14 protein-coding genes are annotated in these 13,105 nt (G+C 61.7%); 7 read left to right on the top strand and 7 right to left on the bottom strand.

The features are described from left to right. The first annotated feature begins 74 nt into the window (after positions 1–74). Positions 75–710 carry a DedA family protein gene (locus tag HX793_RS04015; protein ID WP_033897595.1) on the top strand — a complete coding sequence of 212 codons (636 nt, stop codon included), beginning with the start codon at positions 75–77 and terminating at the stop codon, positions 708–710. On the opposite strand, the gene HX793_RS04010 is transcribed toward HX793_RS04015, so the two are convergent. After that, a complete protein-coding gene (locus HX793_RS04010) occupies positions 691–1,926 on the bottom strand; it encodes a sterol desaturase family protein (protein WP_016975847.1) in 1,236 nt (411 codons plus the stop codon). The two genes, HX793_RS04015 and HX793_RS04010, sit on opposite strands and share 20 nt — an antisense overlap. 116 nt (positions 1,927–2,042) lie before the next feature. Here HX793_RS04010 and elbB point away from each other — a divergent pair, with 116 nt between their 5' ends. Then, positions 2,043–2,708, top strand: a complete 666-nt coding sequence (elbB, locus tag HX793_RS04005) for an isoprenoid biosynthesis glyoxalase ElbB (protein ID WP_016975848.1) — start codon at positions 2,043–2,045, stop codon at positions 2,706–2,708. A gap of 182 nt (positions 2,709–2,890) precedes the next feature. Here elbB and HX793_RS04000 read toward each other — a convergent pair whose 3' ends face one another. Beyond that, on the bottom strand, positions 2,891–3,346 hold the full coding sequence (locus tag HX793_RS04000; RefSeq protein WP_177052623.1) for a YaiI/YqxD family protein: 456 nt from the start codon (positions 3,344–3,346) through the stop codon (positions 2,891–2,893). 1 nt (position 3,347) lies between these two features. Beyond that, entirely contained in the window at positions 3,348–5,243 is a 1,896-nt protein-coding gene (locus HX793_RS03995; protein ID WP_177097185.1) for an FTR1 family protein, read from the bottom strand. A gap of 257 nt (positions 5,244–5,500) precedes the next feature. Between HX793_RS03995 and HX793_RS03990 the strand changes: the two genes are divergently transcribed. Genes HX793_RS03990 through HX793_RS03975 form a run of 4 tightly spaced genes read left to right on the top strand, consistent with a single transcriptional unit; the run spans position 5,501 to position 8,644 of the window. Continuing rightward, the gene (locus tag HX793_RS03990; RefSeq protein ID WP_177097187.1) at positions 5,501–6,895 is read left to right on the top strand and encodes a COG3014 family protein; all 1,395 of its coding nucleotides are present in this window, start codon (positions 5,501–5,503) and stop codon (positions 6,893–6,895) included. A gap of 10 nt (positions 6,896–6,905) precedes the next feature. Then, on the top strand, positions 6,906–7,277 hold the full coding sequence (locus HX793_RS03985; RefSeq protein WP_177061156.1) for a YcfL family putative periplasmic lipoprotein: 372 nt from the start codon (positions 6,906–6,908) through the stop codon (positions 7,275–7,277). Between the two features lie 35 nt (positions 7,278–7,312). Continuing rightward, positions 7,313–7,900, top strand: coding sequence for a penicillin-binding protein activator LpoB (gene lpoB / locus HX793_RS03980; RefSeq protein WP_028618424.1), 588 nt, complete (start codon positions 7,313–7,315; stop codon positions 7,898–7,900). 3 nt (positions 7,901–7,903) lie between these two features. After that, complete coding sequence (locus HX793_RS03975; RefSeq protein ID WP_177097188.1) at positions 7,904–8,644, top strand: penicillin-binding protein activator LpoB; 741 nt, start codon at positions 7,904–7,906, stop codon at positions 8,642–8,644. Positions 8,645–8,765: 121 nt separating this feature from the next. Here HX793_RS03975 and HX793_RS03970 read toward each other — a convergent pair whose 3' ends face one another. From HX793_RS03970 to HX793_RS03960, 3 genes are all read right to left on the bottom strand, one after another. Continuing rightward, positions 8,766–9,398, bottom strand: a complete 633-nt coding sequence (locus HX793_RS03970) for a LysE family transporter (RefSeq protein WP_028618426.1) — start codon at positions 9,396–9,398, stop codon at positions 8,766–8,768. Between the two features lie 171 nt (positions 9,399–9,569). Beyond that, the gene (locus tag HX793_RS03965) at positions 9,570–10,136 is read right to left on the bottom strand and encodes a mechanosensitive ion channel family protein (protein WP_016975856.1); all 567 of its coding nucleotides are present in this window, start codon (positions 10,134–10,136) and stop codon (positions 9,570–9,572) included. Further along, complete coding sequence (locus HX793_RS03960; RefSeq protein WP_016975857.1) at positions 10,136–12,046, bottom strand: ATP-binding cassette domain-containing protein; 1,911 nt, start codon at positions 12,044–12,046, stop codon at positions 10,136–10,138. The genes HX793_RS03965 and HX793_RS03960 overlap by 1 nt, the downstream gene beginning before the upstream one ends. Positions 12,047–12,096: 50 nt before the next feature. Here HX793_RS03960 and HX793_RS03955 point away from each other — a divergent pair, with 50 nt between their 5' ends. Continuing rightward, the gene (locus HX793_RS03955; RefSeq protein WP_177097190.1) at positions 12,097–12,564 is read left to right on the top strand and encodes a TIGR02444 family protein; all 468 of its coding nucleotides are present in this window, start codon (positions 12,097–12,099) and stop codon (positions 12,562–12,564) included. Here the strand turns inward: HX793_RS03955 and HX793_RS31185 are convergent. Beyond that, positions 12,561–13,105, bottom strand: a 545-nt coding sequence (locus tag HX793_RS31185; protein ID WP_256354619.1) for a hypothetical protein, incomplete at its 5' end; no start/stop codon positions are given. The two genes, HX793_RS03955 and HX793_RS31185, sit on opposite strands and share 4 nt — an antisense overlap.

Below are 13,105 nucleotides of genomic sequence, written 5' to 3'. Positions count from 1 at the left end.
TGACACATCTCGATACTTTCATGAATCTTCGTGAAGGCGTAGGCTGCGCGTTCATTTCGCCAGCACCCCAGACCATGCTTCAACAATTTCTGCATGACTTCGGCTACTTTGCGCTCTTCCTGGGCACCTTCTTTGAAGGCGAGACCATTCTGGTTCTCGCAGGCTTCCTGGCGTTCCGTGGCTACATGGATATCAACCTGGTGGTGGTCGTTGCCTTTTTCGGCAGCTACGCCGGCGACCAGCTTTGGTATTACATGGGCCGCAAGCACGGCCGCAAGCTGTTGGCGCGCAAGCCGCGCTGGCAATTGATGGGTGACAAGGCCCTGGAGCATATCCGCAAGCACCCGGATATCTGGGTGCTGAGCTTCCGCTTCGTCTATGGGTTGCGCACGGTCATGCCGGTGGCGATCGGCCTGTCCGGCTATCCGCCCCTACGCTACCTGATCCTAAACGGGATTGGCGCAGCGATCTGGGCGTTGGCTCTCGGCGCTGCGGCCTATCACTTCGGCGCGGTGCTGGAAGGTATGTTGGGCAGCATCAAGAAGTACGAGCTGTGGGTGCTGGGCGCGTTGCTGCTACTGGGCTTCGGCCTGTGGCTGCGCCGCCGCATCAAGAACGCGCGCATCGCCCGCGAGGCCTGCGCCGAGGCCAAGGCCCGGCTCGCTGCCGAGCCGGTCCCGGTCGAAACGCCTAAGACACCAGTCGAGTAAACCGGCTTCTGCAGCAGTAGAGGCCGATCACGCTGAGCAGGCTGTAGCTCAGCAGGCCCAGCCAGCCCAAGTTGCTGGCGGGCCATAGCCCAACCAACGGCGCCAGCCACACCAGCGGCACATTCAGCACCAGCCGCGAAAGCTCCGCCTTCAGCGCCCACGGGCGATTCTCCAAGGCCACACCCAAGGTAAACAACCCCAGTGCCATGACACTCCAACCCAGGATCAGCGCTGCCGTGGGCAAGCCTTCGCCGAAATTCATCAAATAGCTGCCAAAGCCCACGTACGCCGCAAATTGCAGAGCGATGTAGACCTGCTGGCGAACATCCAGCGGCACTTCGAATTTACGGAACTGGGTCAGGTCATGCTTGGCCAACGGGTACTTGGCCTTTACGTCCGCCGGGCGCCAGCCGGTGCGCATGAACCAGATGCGCAGCTTGTCCCACCAACGCTCGGTACGTCGCGCATCGCTCCACAACTGCGCATAAAACTGCAGGTTGGCCCACAGTGGATTCCAACTGGCCAAGGGCGTGGTCACGCCGAAAATCACTGGTTCGTTGTCATCTTCCTCTTGGAAGGTGCCGAACAGCCGGTCCCAAATAATGAACACCCCGCCGTAGTTACGATCCATGTAAAGAGCATTCTGTGCATGGTGGGCCCGATGATTGGACGGCGTGACAAAAAACCATTCGTACCAGCCAAGCTTCGGCACATGCCGGGTGTGTACCCAGAATTGATAGAGCAAATTGAGCGACGCCACGCTGATAAACACCACCAATGGCACACCGAGTACGGCCAGTGGCAGGTAGAAAATCCAGCTCAGCAGGAAGCCGGTGCTGGTCTGGCGCAGGGCGGTGCTGAGGTTGTAGTCCTCGCTCTGGTGATGCACCGAGTGCGCCGCCCACAGGATGTTGCGTTCATGGCCCATGCGATGCAGCCAGTAGTAGCAGAAGTCGTAGAACACAAAGGCGAATACCCAGGTCCAGACGCTTTGGGCCGGCAGATCAATCAATGCGAGATGTTTGAGGGCGAACGCGTAGGTCAAGATCCCTACACCCTTGGTCAACAGCCCAGTGGTGGTGGACAGCACGCCGGTGCTGAGGCTGTTGATGGCATCCGCCACCCGGTAGTTGCGCTCGCCGCGCCAGCGGTCGGCAAGCAGCTCCACCACGATCAAGGCGATGAAAAACGGTACCGCGTAAGGCACGAAGTCCATGGTCTGGTCCGGTTTATTTTTGTTACATCTAGATTAGGTGTAGCGGCGCAAGAGCCCATTGGCAACAGATGACAAATTAGTAGACATTTAACGCCAAGACCCCAGGAGAAATGCCCATGAGCAAAAAAATTGCAGTGATCCTTTCCGGCTGCGGCGTGTACGACGGCGCAGAGATCCACGAAAGCGTGATCACCTTGCTGCGCCTGGACCAGCGTGGCGCTCAGGTCCAATGTTTTGCCCCCAACATCGCGCAACTGCATGTGATCAACCACCTCACCGGCGAAGAAATGCCCGAGTCGCGCAATGTGCTGGTGGAGTCGGCTCGGATTGCCCGCGGTGATGTGAAAGACATCCGCGAAGCCAATGCCGAAGATTTCGATGCGCTGATCGTGCCCGGCGGGTTTGGCGCGGCGAAGAACCTGTCGAATTTTGCCGTGGAAGGCGCAGGCTGCAGCGTCAACCCACAGGTTCTGGAATTGGCCGAGGCCTTTGCTGAAGCGGGCAAGCCCGTGGGGCTGATCTGCATCTCACCGGCCCTGGCGGCGAAGATCTATGGCCCGGGCGTGACCTGCACCATCGGCAACTGCGCCGACACCGCCGCCGCGCTGGACAAGATGGGCGCCACCCACCAAGAGTGCACGGTGGAAGATATCGTCGAGGACAAGGCGCGCAAACTGGTGAGCACGCCGGCCTATATGCTTGGCAAAAACATCAGCGAGGTCGCTTCAGGGATCAACAAGCTGGTGGACCGGGTGCTGGAGTTAACCCACGAAAACGACTGATTGCCCCCAACTGTGGTGAGCGGGCTTGTTGTGGCGAGCGGGCTTGCCCCGCGTTGGGTGGCGAAGCCGCCCCAGGCAGATCACTGCGGCGTGTCAGACATAAAGCGTTGGCAGGTTTTAGGGCTGCTGCGCACCCCAGCGCGGGGCAAGCCCGCTCGCCACAAAAACTCTTCGCCGCAGGGTCAGGGTTGGCGCATCAGGCGCGTGAGGATTCGATCCAGGGCATTGGCAAACGCCTGCTTTTCTTTTTCGCCATGAGGCGCTGGCCCACCGCCCATCTGGCCCTGTTCACGCAGATCCGTGAACAGGTTGCGCACCGCCAGGCGTTCGCTCATGTTCGCCGGGCTGAACTCCTTGCCCCGTGGATCGAGGGCGGTGACGCCCTTTTTCACCAGGCGGTCGGCCAATGGCACGTCGCTGCAGATCACCAACTCGCCAGGCACCGCGTGCTCTACGAGGTAGTCATCCGCCGCGTCCGGACCGCTGGGCACCACAATCAGCTTCACACAGGAGAAGCTCGGCTTGATCTGGCTTTGCCCGGCCACCAGCACCACCTCGAACTGACGCTTGAGGGCGAACTTCACCACCTGGTCCTTGGCTGCCCGAGGGCAGGCGTCGGCATCGATCCACACGCGCATGTCAGGCCGCCACTCGGCGTTTTTCGGCCAAACGACTGCGACCATACAGCACCACAATCGCCAGGATCGCCACAGCCTGCGCACTCAGTGAGTACGCATCGGCGTGGATGCCCAACCAGTCGAAGTCAAAGAACGCGACCGGCCGCGTACCGAAGATGCCGGCTTCCTGCAACGCCTTCACGCCATGCCCGGCGAACACCACCGACAGCGCACACAGCAACGCCGCATTGATACCGAAGAACAGCGCCAGCGGCAGCTTGGCCGAACCGCGCAGAATCACCCACGCCAGGCCCACCAGCAGCACCAGCGCCGTCGCACCGCCCGCCAGCACGGCGTTGTGTCCAGCCGGGCCGGCTTGCAGCCACAGGGTTTCGTAAAACAGGATCACCTCGAACAGCTCGCGGTACACCGAGAAGAACGCCAGCATCGCAAAGCCGAAACGCCCGCCGCCGCCTACCAGGCTGCTCTTGATGTAGTCCTGCCAGGCGGCTGCGTGGCGGCGGTCGTGCATCCACACGCCGAGCCAAAGCACCATCACGCTGGCGAACAGCGCCGTGCAGCCTTCCAGCAACTCGCGCTGGGCGCCGCTCACGTCAATCACATAAGCGGCGAGCGCCCAGGTCGCCAGGCCCGCCAACAGCGCCAGCCCCCAGCCCACGTTGACGCTACGCACCGCCGACTGCTGGCCGGTGTTGCGCAGGAACGCGAGGATCGCGGCGAGCACCAGGATGGCTTCCAGGCCTTCGCGCAGCAGGATCAGCAGGCCCGAGATGTAGCTCAGCGACCAGCTCAGGCCGTCGCTGCCCAGCAAGCCGGCGGATTCGGTGAGTTTGCCTTTGGCCACATCCAGGCGCTGCTGCACCTGCTCGACCGGCAAACCGTCCTGCAACGACTGCCGATAGGCCATCAGGGCCTTCTCAGTGTCCTTGCGCACGTTGGCGTCGACGTTATCCAGCGAGCTTTCCACCAGCTCGAAGCCTTCCAGGTAGGCAGCTACCGACAGGTCGTAGGCCTGTTCGTGGTCGCCGTTGCGGAACGCGGCCAAGCTCTTGTCCAGAGTAGTGGCGGTGTAATCGAGCAACTGCGCAGGGCCACGCTTGACCTGCGGCGGTTGCGCACGCTGGGCGCGGAACGTGGCGGCGGCAGCCTCACCGTTGGCGGCCAGGACTTCGTTCGGCGTCTGGCGCGCCAGGTCGGCGAGGTTGAACGGTTGCTCGCTTTTCGCGGCGGCCGGGTCGGCGGTGAAGCCGGCGATGTAGGTGGCCAGGTCCCAGCGCTGACGGTCGTCGAGTTGATCAGCGAAGGACGGCATATCGGTGCCTTCGACGCCCAGGCCGAGGGTGTTGTAGATCGCGTAGAGGCTCAAGCGGTCCAGGCGCACAGGGTCGCGCAGGTTAGCCGGTGGCGGCGTCATACCGACGCTGGCCGGGCCATCACCAGCGCCTGCGGTGCCGTGGCACACCGAGCAATGCTGGGCGTAGAGCGGCGCACCTCGCGTTGGATCAGGGGTGATTGCCGGGGCCTGGCTGACTTCATAGGCCACGGCCAGTTGGGCACCTAATTGCCGGGCTTGCCGAGCAACCGTTGCGCCGTCCTGATGGGCGGTTACCGCCGCTAACAGTTCGTCGACGCCTTTAACCAACGCCGCGCGTTCCGGGCGTTGCGGCAGTTCTGCCACCAGCCCTTGCAACACGCCGAGAAACTCCACCTGTTCGCGGTATTCGGATTCATCGATAACCTTGCCCGCCTCCACCGTCGGTGGATAGTCAGCACCAATGTAGTCCAGCAAATGCAGGGCTTGCGGGGCGCCCTCGGCAGTTGCGGCCAACAGGTTGAAGCTGCACGACATCAACGCCGGCAATAGTAGCCAGGCGAGAAAACGGAAGGGGGCAGTCATGAACGAATCTCAAATGGAAATACGAAGTAACACATTGTTAAGCCTTAAAGGGTTTGACTCAAGGCGTAAGTGATTTGGTGTTCTTAGAGGCGGGGAATTTTAGGAGCGGGTGGTGGCGTTTTTTGTGGGCAAATAGCCATTGTTTTGCCAGCAATGGCACTTATAATGCCGCGCCCTGTTAGTGCGAAAGGGAATTTCGTTCCTCGTTTTTATGAGGAATTACCACAGTGGTTACTACTTTCAGGGAAGAAGGCTGCATGGCATTTCGCGCTTTACCTTTGCTTGCGCTCTCGGCGGTGACGTTGTTGTCGGGCTGTTCGATGTTTCGCAGCTATGACACCGAGTTGCAGGCTACCAATCAGCAGTTGGCCACCGGGAATGTCGACGCGGCGTTGACGCTGCTGGAAAAGAACAACAGCGGTGAAGACAAAGACTTGCTCTATTTCTTCGAGAAGGGTGAGTTGCTGCGGGCCAAGGGTGATTTGACGGGGAGTCAGACCGCCTGGCGCAGTGCTGATCTGCAAGTCTACAAGTGGGAAGAGGCGGTCAAGTTCGACACTGCCAAGTACCTGGCCCAGTTCGGCAGTTTCCTCGCCAACGACAAGGTGCGGCGCTACGAAGGTTATGACTACGAAAAGGTCATGCTGACCACGCAGATGGCCCTGAACCTGCTGGCCTTGAACGACTTCGATGGCGCACGCACTGAGATCAAGAAAACTCACGAACGCGAAGCGGTAATCGCGGACCTGCGAGATAAGGAATACCTCAAGCGCGAAGACGAAGCGGAGCGTGAAGGTGTCACCACCCAGGTGAAAGACCTGCGCGGCTACCCGGTGGAAGCCCTGGATGCTCCGGAAGTGGTCGGCCTGAAGAACAGCTACCAAAGCGCGTTCAGCCATTACCTGGCTGGTTTCGTCTACGAAGCCTTGGGCGAAAAAGATCTGGCGGCCCCCGGCTACCGCAAGGCGGCCGAGTTGCGGCCCAATACGCCACTACTGGAACAGGCCCTGCTGGACCTCGATAAGTCCAAGGTCGGCGCCGATGAAACCGACGTATTGATCGTGGTGCAGAGCGGCCTGGCGCCGGCCCGCGACTCGATTCGCCTGCCGATTCCGATCCCGATCAACGGCAATCTGGTGATCACGCCGCTGTCGTTCCCGGTGATCAAGGCCGACACGTCCACCGCGACCTTCGCCCAGATCGGCGTCGACGGCCAGCAACAGAACCTCACGGCACTCAACAGCACCACGGCCATGTCCCGCCGCGCCCTGCGCGATGACATGCCGGGGATCATCCTGCGCACCACGGTGCGTGCGGTCAGCCGCGGCGTGGCGCAAAACAACCTGAACAAGACCAACCCCATGGCGGGCCTGGTGCTGGGTATCGCCTCGGCGGTCACCGAAGGCGCCGACACGCGCACCTGGCGCACCCTGCTGGACATGACCCAGGTGACGCGTCTGCGCCTCAAGCACGGCGAGCACCAGGTCAGCCTGCCCAACGCCCTGGGCGGCACGCTGGTGACGGTCAAGGCTGACCAGCGTTATCAGGTGATCACCCTGCGCGTCGTGGGTAACCAGGTATTCGCCGGTGGCCTGGCCGCCCATGTGGTGCCGAGCACCGCTACCCAGGCCATCGCCCTCAAACAACCTTAAGGAGCACGCTATGCGTCATTTTATCCTCGGCGCCCTGGCGCTGGTCCTGCTGGCCGGCTGCGCCACCCCGCCATCGCCGGAGCCTGGCAGCGCCGCCAGCAAAATCGTGGTGATGGGCAAGTTCAAGGGCATCGCCGTCGGTGCCATCCGCGTTGCGCGCGAAAACGGTTTCCTCACCGCCAAGGTGCAATTGAGCAACGTCACCAGCAGCAACCAGACGATGTATTACCGCTTCGCCTGGCTGGGCGCTGACGGCTTCCCGGTGGGCGACGAAGAAACCTGGAAAGTGCTGAACCTGTACGCCAACCAGGCGACCTTCCTGCCGGCCATTGCCAACCTGCCGCAGGCGGCGGACTTCCGCCTTGAAGTGAAGACGCCTTGAGCCGTTCCCCTTTTACGTTTCAGAGAGAATTCCCCATGTTTGCACGCTTCTCGATGCTCGCTGTCGTTGCCCTGCTGGCCAGCGGCTGCTCCAACACCTCGCCCGTATTGGGCAGCAAGAACATCAGCTACGGCGACACCAAAGCCGTGGAAACGGTGACCAACGAGTTCGGCTCCACCGACCTGCAGATGATCGCCGAAAGCATGACCCGCTCCCTGGCCCAGTCCGGCATCCTGCAGGGCCGCCCGGTGGTGCAGGTGTATGACGTGAAGAACAAGACCAGCGAGTACATCGACACCCGCGAGATCACCACCTCGATCAAGACCCAGTTGATGAAGACCGGCACTGCCCGCTTCGCCAGCGACAACACCGACATGCAGAGCCAGGTCGACCAGCTCAAGCTGCAGAACCAGAGCGGCCTGTACAAGAAGTCCACTGTCAGCAAGACCGGCAACATGGTCGCCGCCAAGTACCGCCTGGAAGGCTCCATCAGCTCCATCGTCAAGCGCAGCTCGGACTACAAGGACGTGTTCTACAAGTTCAGCCTGCAACTGGTCGACGTCGAGAGCGGCCTGGCCGAATGGATGGACGAAAAAGAAATCCGCAAGACCACGGAGCGCTAAGCAATGCGTACATGGATCGGCATGATCGGCCTGCTGTGCGCCTTTGGCGCCTCGGCCGCACCGAAGATCGCGGTGACCGACCTGGCCTACGAGGCGCGGGTCGAGGAATACATCCACCAGGTATCGGCCAGCAACAACTTCCAGGCAAGCAGCCACCACGCCAGCGGTGCGTCGAACTACAGCGAGTACGAAAGCCGTACCAGCTATATCGAACAGACCGAGCTGCGCAAATTCAGCGGCGATATCAAGGGCGAGATTCTCAAGTCGCGCCAGTTCCAGCTGGTACAGGGCACGCCCTACACCGCCGATGCCAAGGGTGACGTCTACGACGTGATCAAGCGTATCAAGGCCGGTCACTTCAAGGGCGCCGACTATGTGCTGTTCGGCACCCTGTCGGCCATCGATTTCACCCAGGACATCAACGCCCTGGACCACACCAACAGCTACTCAGCCGTGTTGGGCCTGACGCTGGTGGCGGATTTCAGCCTGATCAACACGCGCACCTACGAGATCACCTCGGCGTTTACGGCGATGGGCGAAGGCCAGGACACCAAGCTGGTGAACAGCCGTGACGTGCGCGTGAGCCTGAACCGGCCGCGTGTGGTGAAGGACGTGTCGAAAGCACTGGGTGAGGATGTGGCGCGGCAGTTGGCGGAGCAATTGGGGGGCGGGTATCAAGACCCGGGCAAGCCGGCGCTGCGCAACAGCCTGCCAAGGGATGAAGCACCCAAAATCCTGCGTTGAACCCCGATTTCACAAGCGACACAAACCAATGTGGGAGCTGGCTTGCCTGCGATAGCCGTGTATCAGATACACCGCCATCGCAGGCAAGCCAGCTCCCACATTTTTGATTCGGTTTCTTCAGTTATGCCGTGGCGCGGTGCAGGCTGGCGAGAAAGCCAGCCGCCCCAACAAACAACCCGGCAAACGTACGGTTCATGCGTTTCTGCTGCTTAGGCGTACGCAACAGCCGCAACACCTTCGACGCCAGCCCCGTATACCCCGCCATCACCACCATATCGACGCAGATCATCGTCGCACCCAGGATCAGGTACTGGATCAGCAGCGGCGCCTGCGGGTTCACGAACTGCGGCAGCACCGCCAGCATGAACACCAAGGCCTTGGGGTTGCTGGCATTCACCAGGAAACCACGGAACATCATCGCCATCGGCTTGCCGATCGGGCGCACGGCCGCGTCATCGGTCATGTCCATGGGCAACGCGCGCCATTGCTTGATGGCCAGATACACCAGGTACGCCACGCCAAACCATTTGATTGCATAGAACGCGGTGGAGGATGTCGCCAGGATGGCACCCAGGCCGCATGCCACGACGGCAATCTGCATCGCCAGGCCCAGTTGCAGGCCAATCGCGTTCCAGTAACCGCGCAGGAAACCATATTGCAGGCCGCTGGACATCGAGGCGATAGCGCCGGCGCCGGGGGAAAGGGAGATGATCCAACTGGCCAGGAAAAAGGCCAGCCACGTATCGAGTGCCATTGCACACCTCAGGAGGGAGTTTGCTGTTGTGCCTTAAGCTAACTCCGCCGACCAAAGGCTGGCTATAGATTTTTTGTAGGAGCGAGCTTGCTCGCGAAAAACCCACAGGCGATGCAAGCTAACTGAATGCGCTGCGTTATCGTTGACGATCCTTCGCGAGCAAGCTCGCTCCTACAGAGGAGATAGAGGAGTGCCGGGCCAACGCCGCACAGAGCGCTGAAAGAACAGGCTGTTGGGCACTTGAACCATTGCGCTGTCGGTACCGGCCTCTGCCACTTCGACCAACGTGGTGTAGAGCAGATTGATTGCCACGACCCGGCCCTTCACGCCCGGCTTGTCGACGGTATCCACCAGTTCGACAATATCACCCAGGCGAAACGGCCCGACGGTGAAGATCAGAATGGCGCACAGCAGGTTGGACAGCACCGACCACATGGCGAAGAACGCCACCGCCGCCACTGCGACAAACCCCGACAGCGCCGTCCACAACACCGTGGCGGACACGCCCAGGCGACCCAGCACAAAGATCAGCGCACTGCCCATGATCAGCCAGCGCAGGCCACCGCGCAGCGGCATCAGCAGCTGCGGCGGGAACGGGTAGCGCTCACCCAGCCGGGTCAGGCCTTTGGCGACAAAACGCTGGGCAAGGTAACCCGCCAGCAGGATCAGCAGGATTTGCACGCCAACCCACACGGGCTCGACCCACTGCGTCGGTATCGGCAACTGCAACGCTTCCATCAGGACAGCGCCTCCAGCTCCGCTTGCAGGGTTTCGAGCAATTCGAGGGCTTCCATCCAGGTTTCCTCCAACTGCCCTTCACGCACCTTGAGCTTGGCCTGTTCGGCCAGCAGGTCGCGCAGTTCGTCCTTGCGGGCGGCCTCGTAGACGGCGCTGTCGCCCAGGCTGGTTTCGATCTTGGCCAGGCGCTCATGCACCTTGCCCAGTTCGGCTTCCAGCTTGTCAGCCTCACGTTTGTGCGGCGCCAGTTGCTGACGCAACGCGGCGGCGGCTTGGCGCTGGGCCTTTTTGTCGGTCTTGTCCGGGTTGACCGGGGTGTTGCTGACCGGCGCGTTGCGCAGGCGGTAGTCCGTCAGCCAGCGTGCGTAGTCGTCCAAGTCGCCGTCGAATTCCTCGACTTTGCCGTCCGCCACCAGCAGGAAGTTATCCGTGGTGCTTTTGAGCAAATGGCGATCGTGAGACACCACCAATACCGCGCCGCTGAACTCCTGCAGCGCCATGGTCAGCGCCAGGCGCATTTCCAGGTCCAGGTGGTTGGTCGGTTCGTCGAGCAGCAGCAGGTTCGGACGGTCCCAGGCGATCAATGCCAGGGCCAGGCGGGCTTTTTCGCCGCCGGAGAAGTTCAGCACCGGCTCGTCGATACGCGCACCACGGAAGTCGAAACCGCCGAGGAAGTCGCGCAGGGTCTGCTCGCGCTCAGTCGGCGCCAGACGCTGCAGGTGCAGCAACGGGCTGGCCTTGGAATCGAGAGAGTCCAGCTGATGCTGGGCGAAGTAGCCCACCACCGTGTTCTCGCCTCGGGTCAGTCGGCCGGCCAGGGGCGAAAGCTCACCGGACAGGTTCTTGATCAGCGTCGACTTACCCGCGCCATTGGGGCCAAGCAAACCGATGCGCGCACCCGGCGTGAGCTGCAGCTTCACTTTTTCCAGGATGGTTTTGTCGCCGTAACCCAGGCGCGCATCGGAAAGATCCAGCAACGGGCTGGAGATCTTCACCGATTCGCGGAACACGAAGTCGAACGGCGAATCGACATGGGCCGCCGACAACTCCTCCATGCGCTCCAGGGCCTTGATCCGGCTTTGGGCCTGGCGGGCCTTGGTGGCCTGGGCCTTGAAGCGGGCGATGTAGCTTTCCATGTGCGCACGCTGCGCCTGTTGCTTCTCGAACGCCTGTTGCTGCTGGGCCAGACGTTCGGCGCGAGCGCGCTCGAATGCGGTGTAGCCGCCACGGTAGAGGGTGATTTTCTTCTGTTCGACGTGGGCAATGTTGTCGACCACGGCGTCGAGGAAATCCCGGTCGTGGGAAATCAGCAGCAAGGTGCCCTGGTAACTCTTGAGGAAGTCTTCCAGCCACAGGATCGCATCGAGGTCCAAGTGGTTGGTCGGTTCATCGAGCAGCAACAAGTCCGACGGGCACATCAGGGCCTGGGCCAGGTTAAGGCGCATGCGCCAGCCGCCGGAGAAGTCAGCAACCGGGCGGTCCATCTGTTCGTTGGTAAAGCCAAGGCCGGCGAGCATTTTGCGGGCGCGGGCGTCGGCGGTGTAGCCGTCGGCACTGTCGAGTTCCGCGTGCAGGCGGGCCTGGGCAGCACCGTCCTGGGCTTTCTCGGCCTCAGCCAGGTCGTGTTGCACCTGGCGCAGGCGCAGGTCGCCATCGAGCACGTAGTCGATCGCGATACGGTCCAGGGTGTCGATTTCCTGGCGCATATGGGCGATGCGCCAGTCGGCTGGCAGCAGGCAGTCCCCGGAATCCGGGGTCAGCTCACCCAGCAACAGGGCGAACAACGTGGATTTGCCGGCGCCGTTGGCACCGATCAGGCCGGCTTTGTGACCGGCGTGCAGGGTCAGCTCGGCGTCTTCGAGAAGACGTTGCGGGCCACGCTGTAATGTTAGGCTTTGAAGTCGGATCATAATGGCGGCGGAGTCTACCAGCTTCGTTGGCCGCTGGCTTGGGTGTGAATATGTGCGCTGACCTGTGGAGCTTTGCCCTTTCGACCTACGCCCGACCAGGCGTTGAAGCCGCTTGCCTGCGCTTACAGGATCAAGGTGCGGATGTGTGCCTGTTGCTGTGTGGCGCGTGGCTGGAGCAGCGCGCGGTGACAGTGACCGCCGAACGCATAGAAGCGCTGAAAAAAATTGCCAGGCCTTGGCAGACACAAGTGATCGAACCGTTACGACAAGTGCGCACGCAGTGGCGCACCCTGGCGCAGCAGGATGAGGATTTGGCAGGGTTGCGCGAACGGGTCAAAGCTCTGGAATTGGAGGCTGAACGGCAATTGCTGGCGCGTTTGGAAGCGCTGGCGCGAGCGTGGCCGATGGAAAATGCCAGAGGTCAGCAACGATGGCTGGAAAGACTGGCGGCTGAGGATGCCGCCAACCTTGACCACGACGCGCTGCAGCAGCTGCGCGTCGTGGTCACCAACGCTTAGGAAGCGCTGGTTGGAGTGGTGCTTGGCGCTACCGGTGCAGTCGCGCTGCTGGCCGGTGCAGTTGAAGCGGTGGACGCTACCGGGGCAGCAGCAGGCGTTGCTGGCTTGGCCGGTGCTGGTTTCGCGGCAACTGGCTTGGCAGCGGCCGGTTTGGCAGCTGGCTTTGCAGCAGCAGGTTTGGCCGCTGGTTTCGCAGCGGCAGTTTTAGCAACTGGCTTGGCGGCTGGTTTCGCAGCAGCAGGTTTGGCAGCTGGCTTCGCGGCTGGTTTCGCAGCAGCCGTTTTCGCAACTGGCTTCGCGGCCGGTTTCGCAGCAGCAGGTTTAGCAGCTGGCTTCGCGGCTGGTTTTGCAGCAGCCGTTTTCGCAACTGGCTTCGCGGCCGGTTTTGCAGCAGCAGTTTTAGCAGCTGGCTTGGCGGCTGGTTTTGCAGCAGCAGTTTTGGCAGCTGGCTTGGCGGCTGGTTTTGCAGCAGCAGTTTTGGCAGCTGGCTTGGCGGCTGGTTTTGCAGCAGCAGTTTTGGCAGCTGGCTTGGCGGCTGGTT

It is taken from the genome of Pseudomonas reactans, from assembly GCF_013387025.1.
GTDB lineage: Bacteria > Pseudomonadota > Gammaproteobacteria > Pseudomonadales > Pseudomonadaceae > Aquipseudomonas > Aquipseudomonas reactans.
The sequence above is the reverse complement of the archived record's forward strand: the minus strand, read 5'-3'. Positions and strand labels throughout refer to the sequence as shown.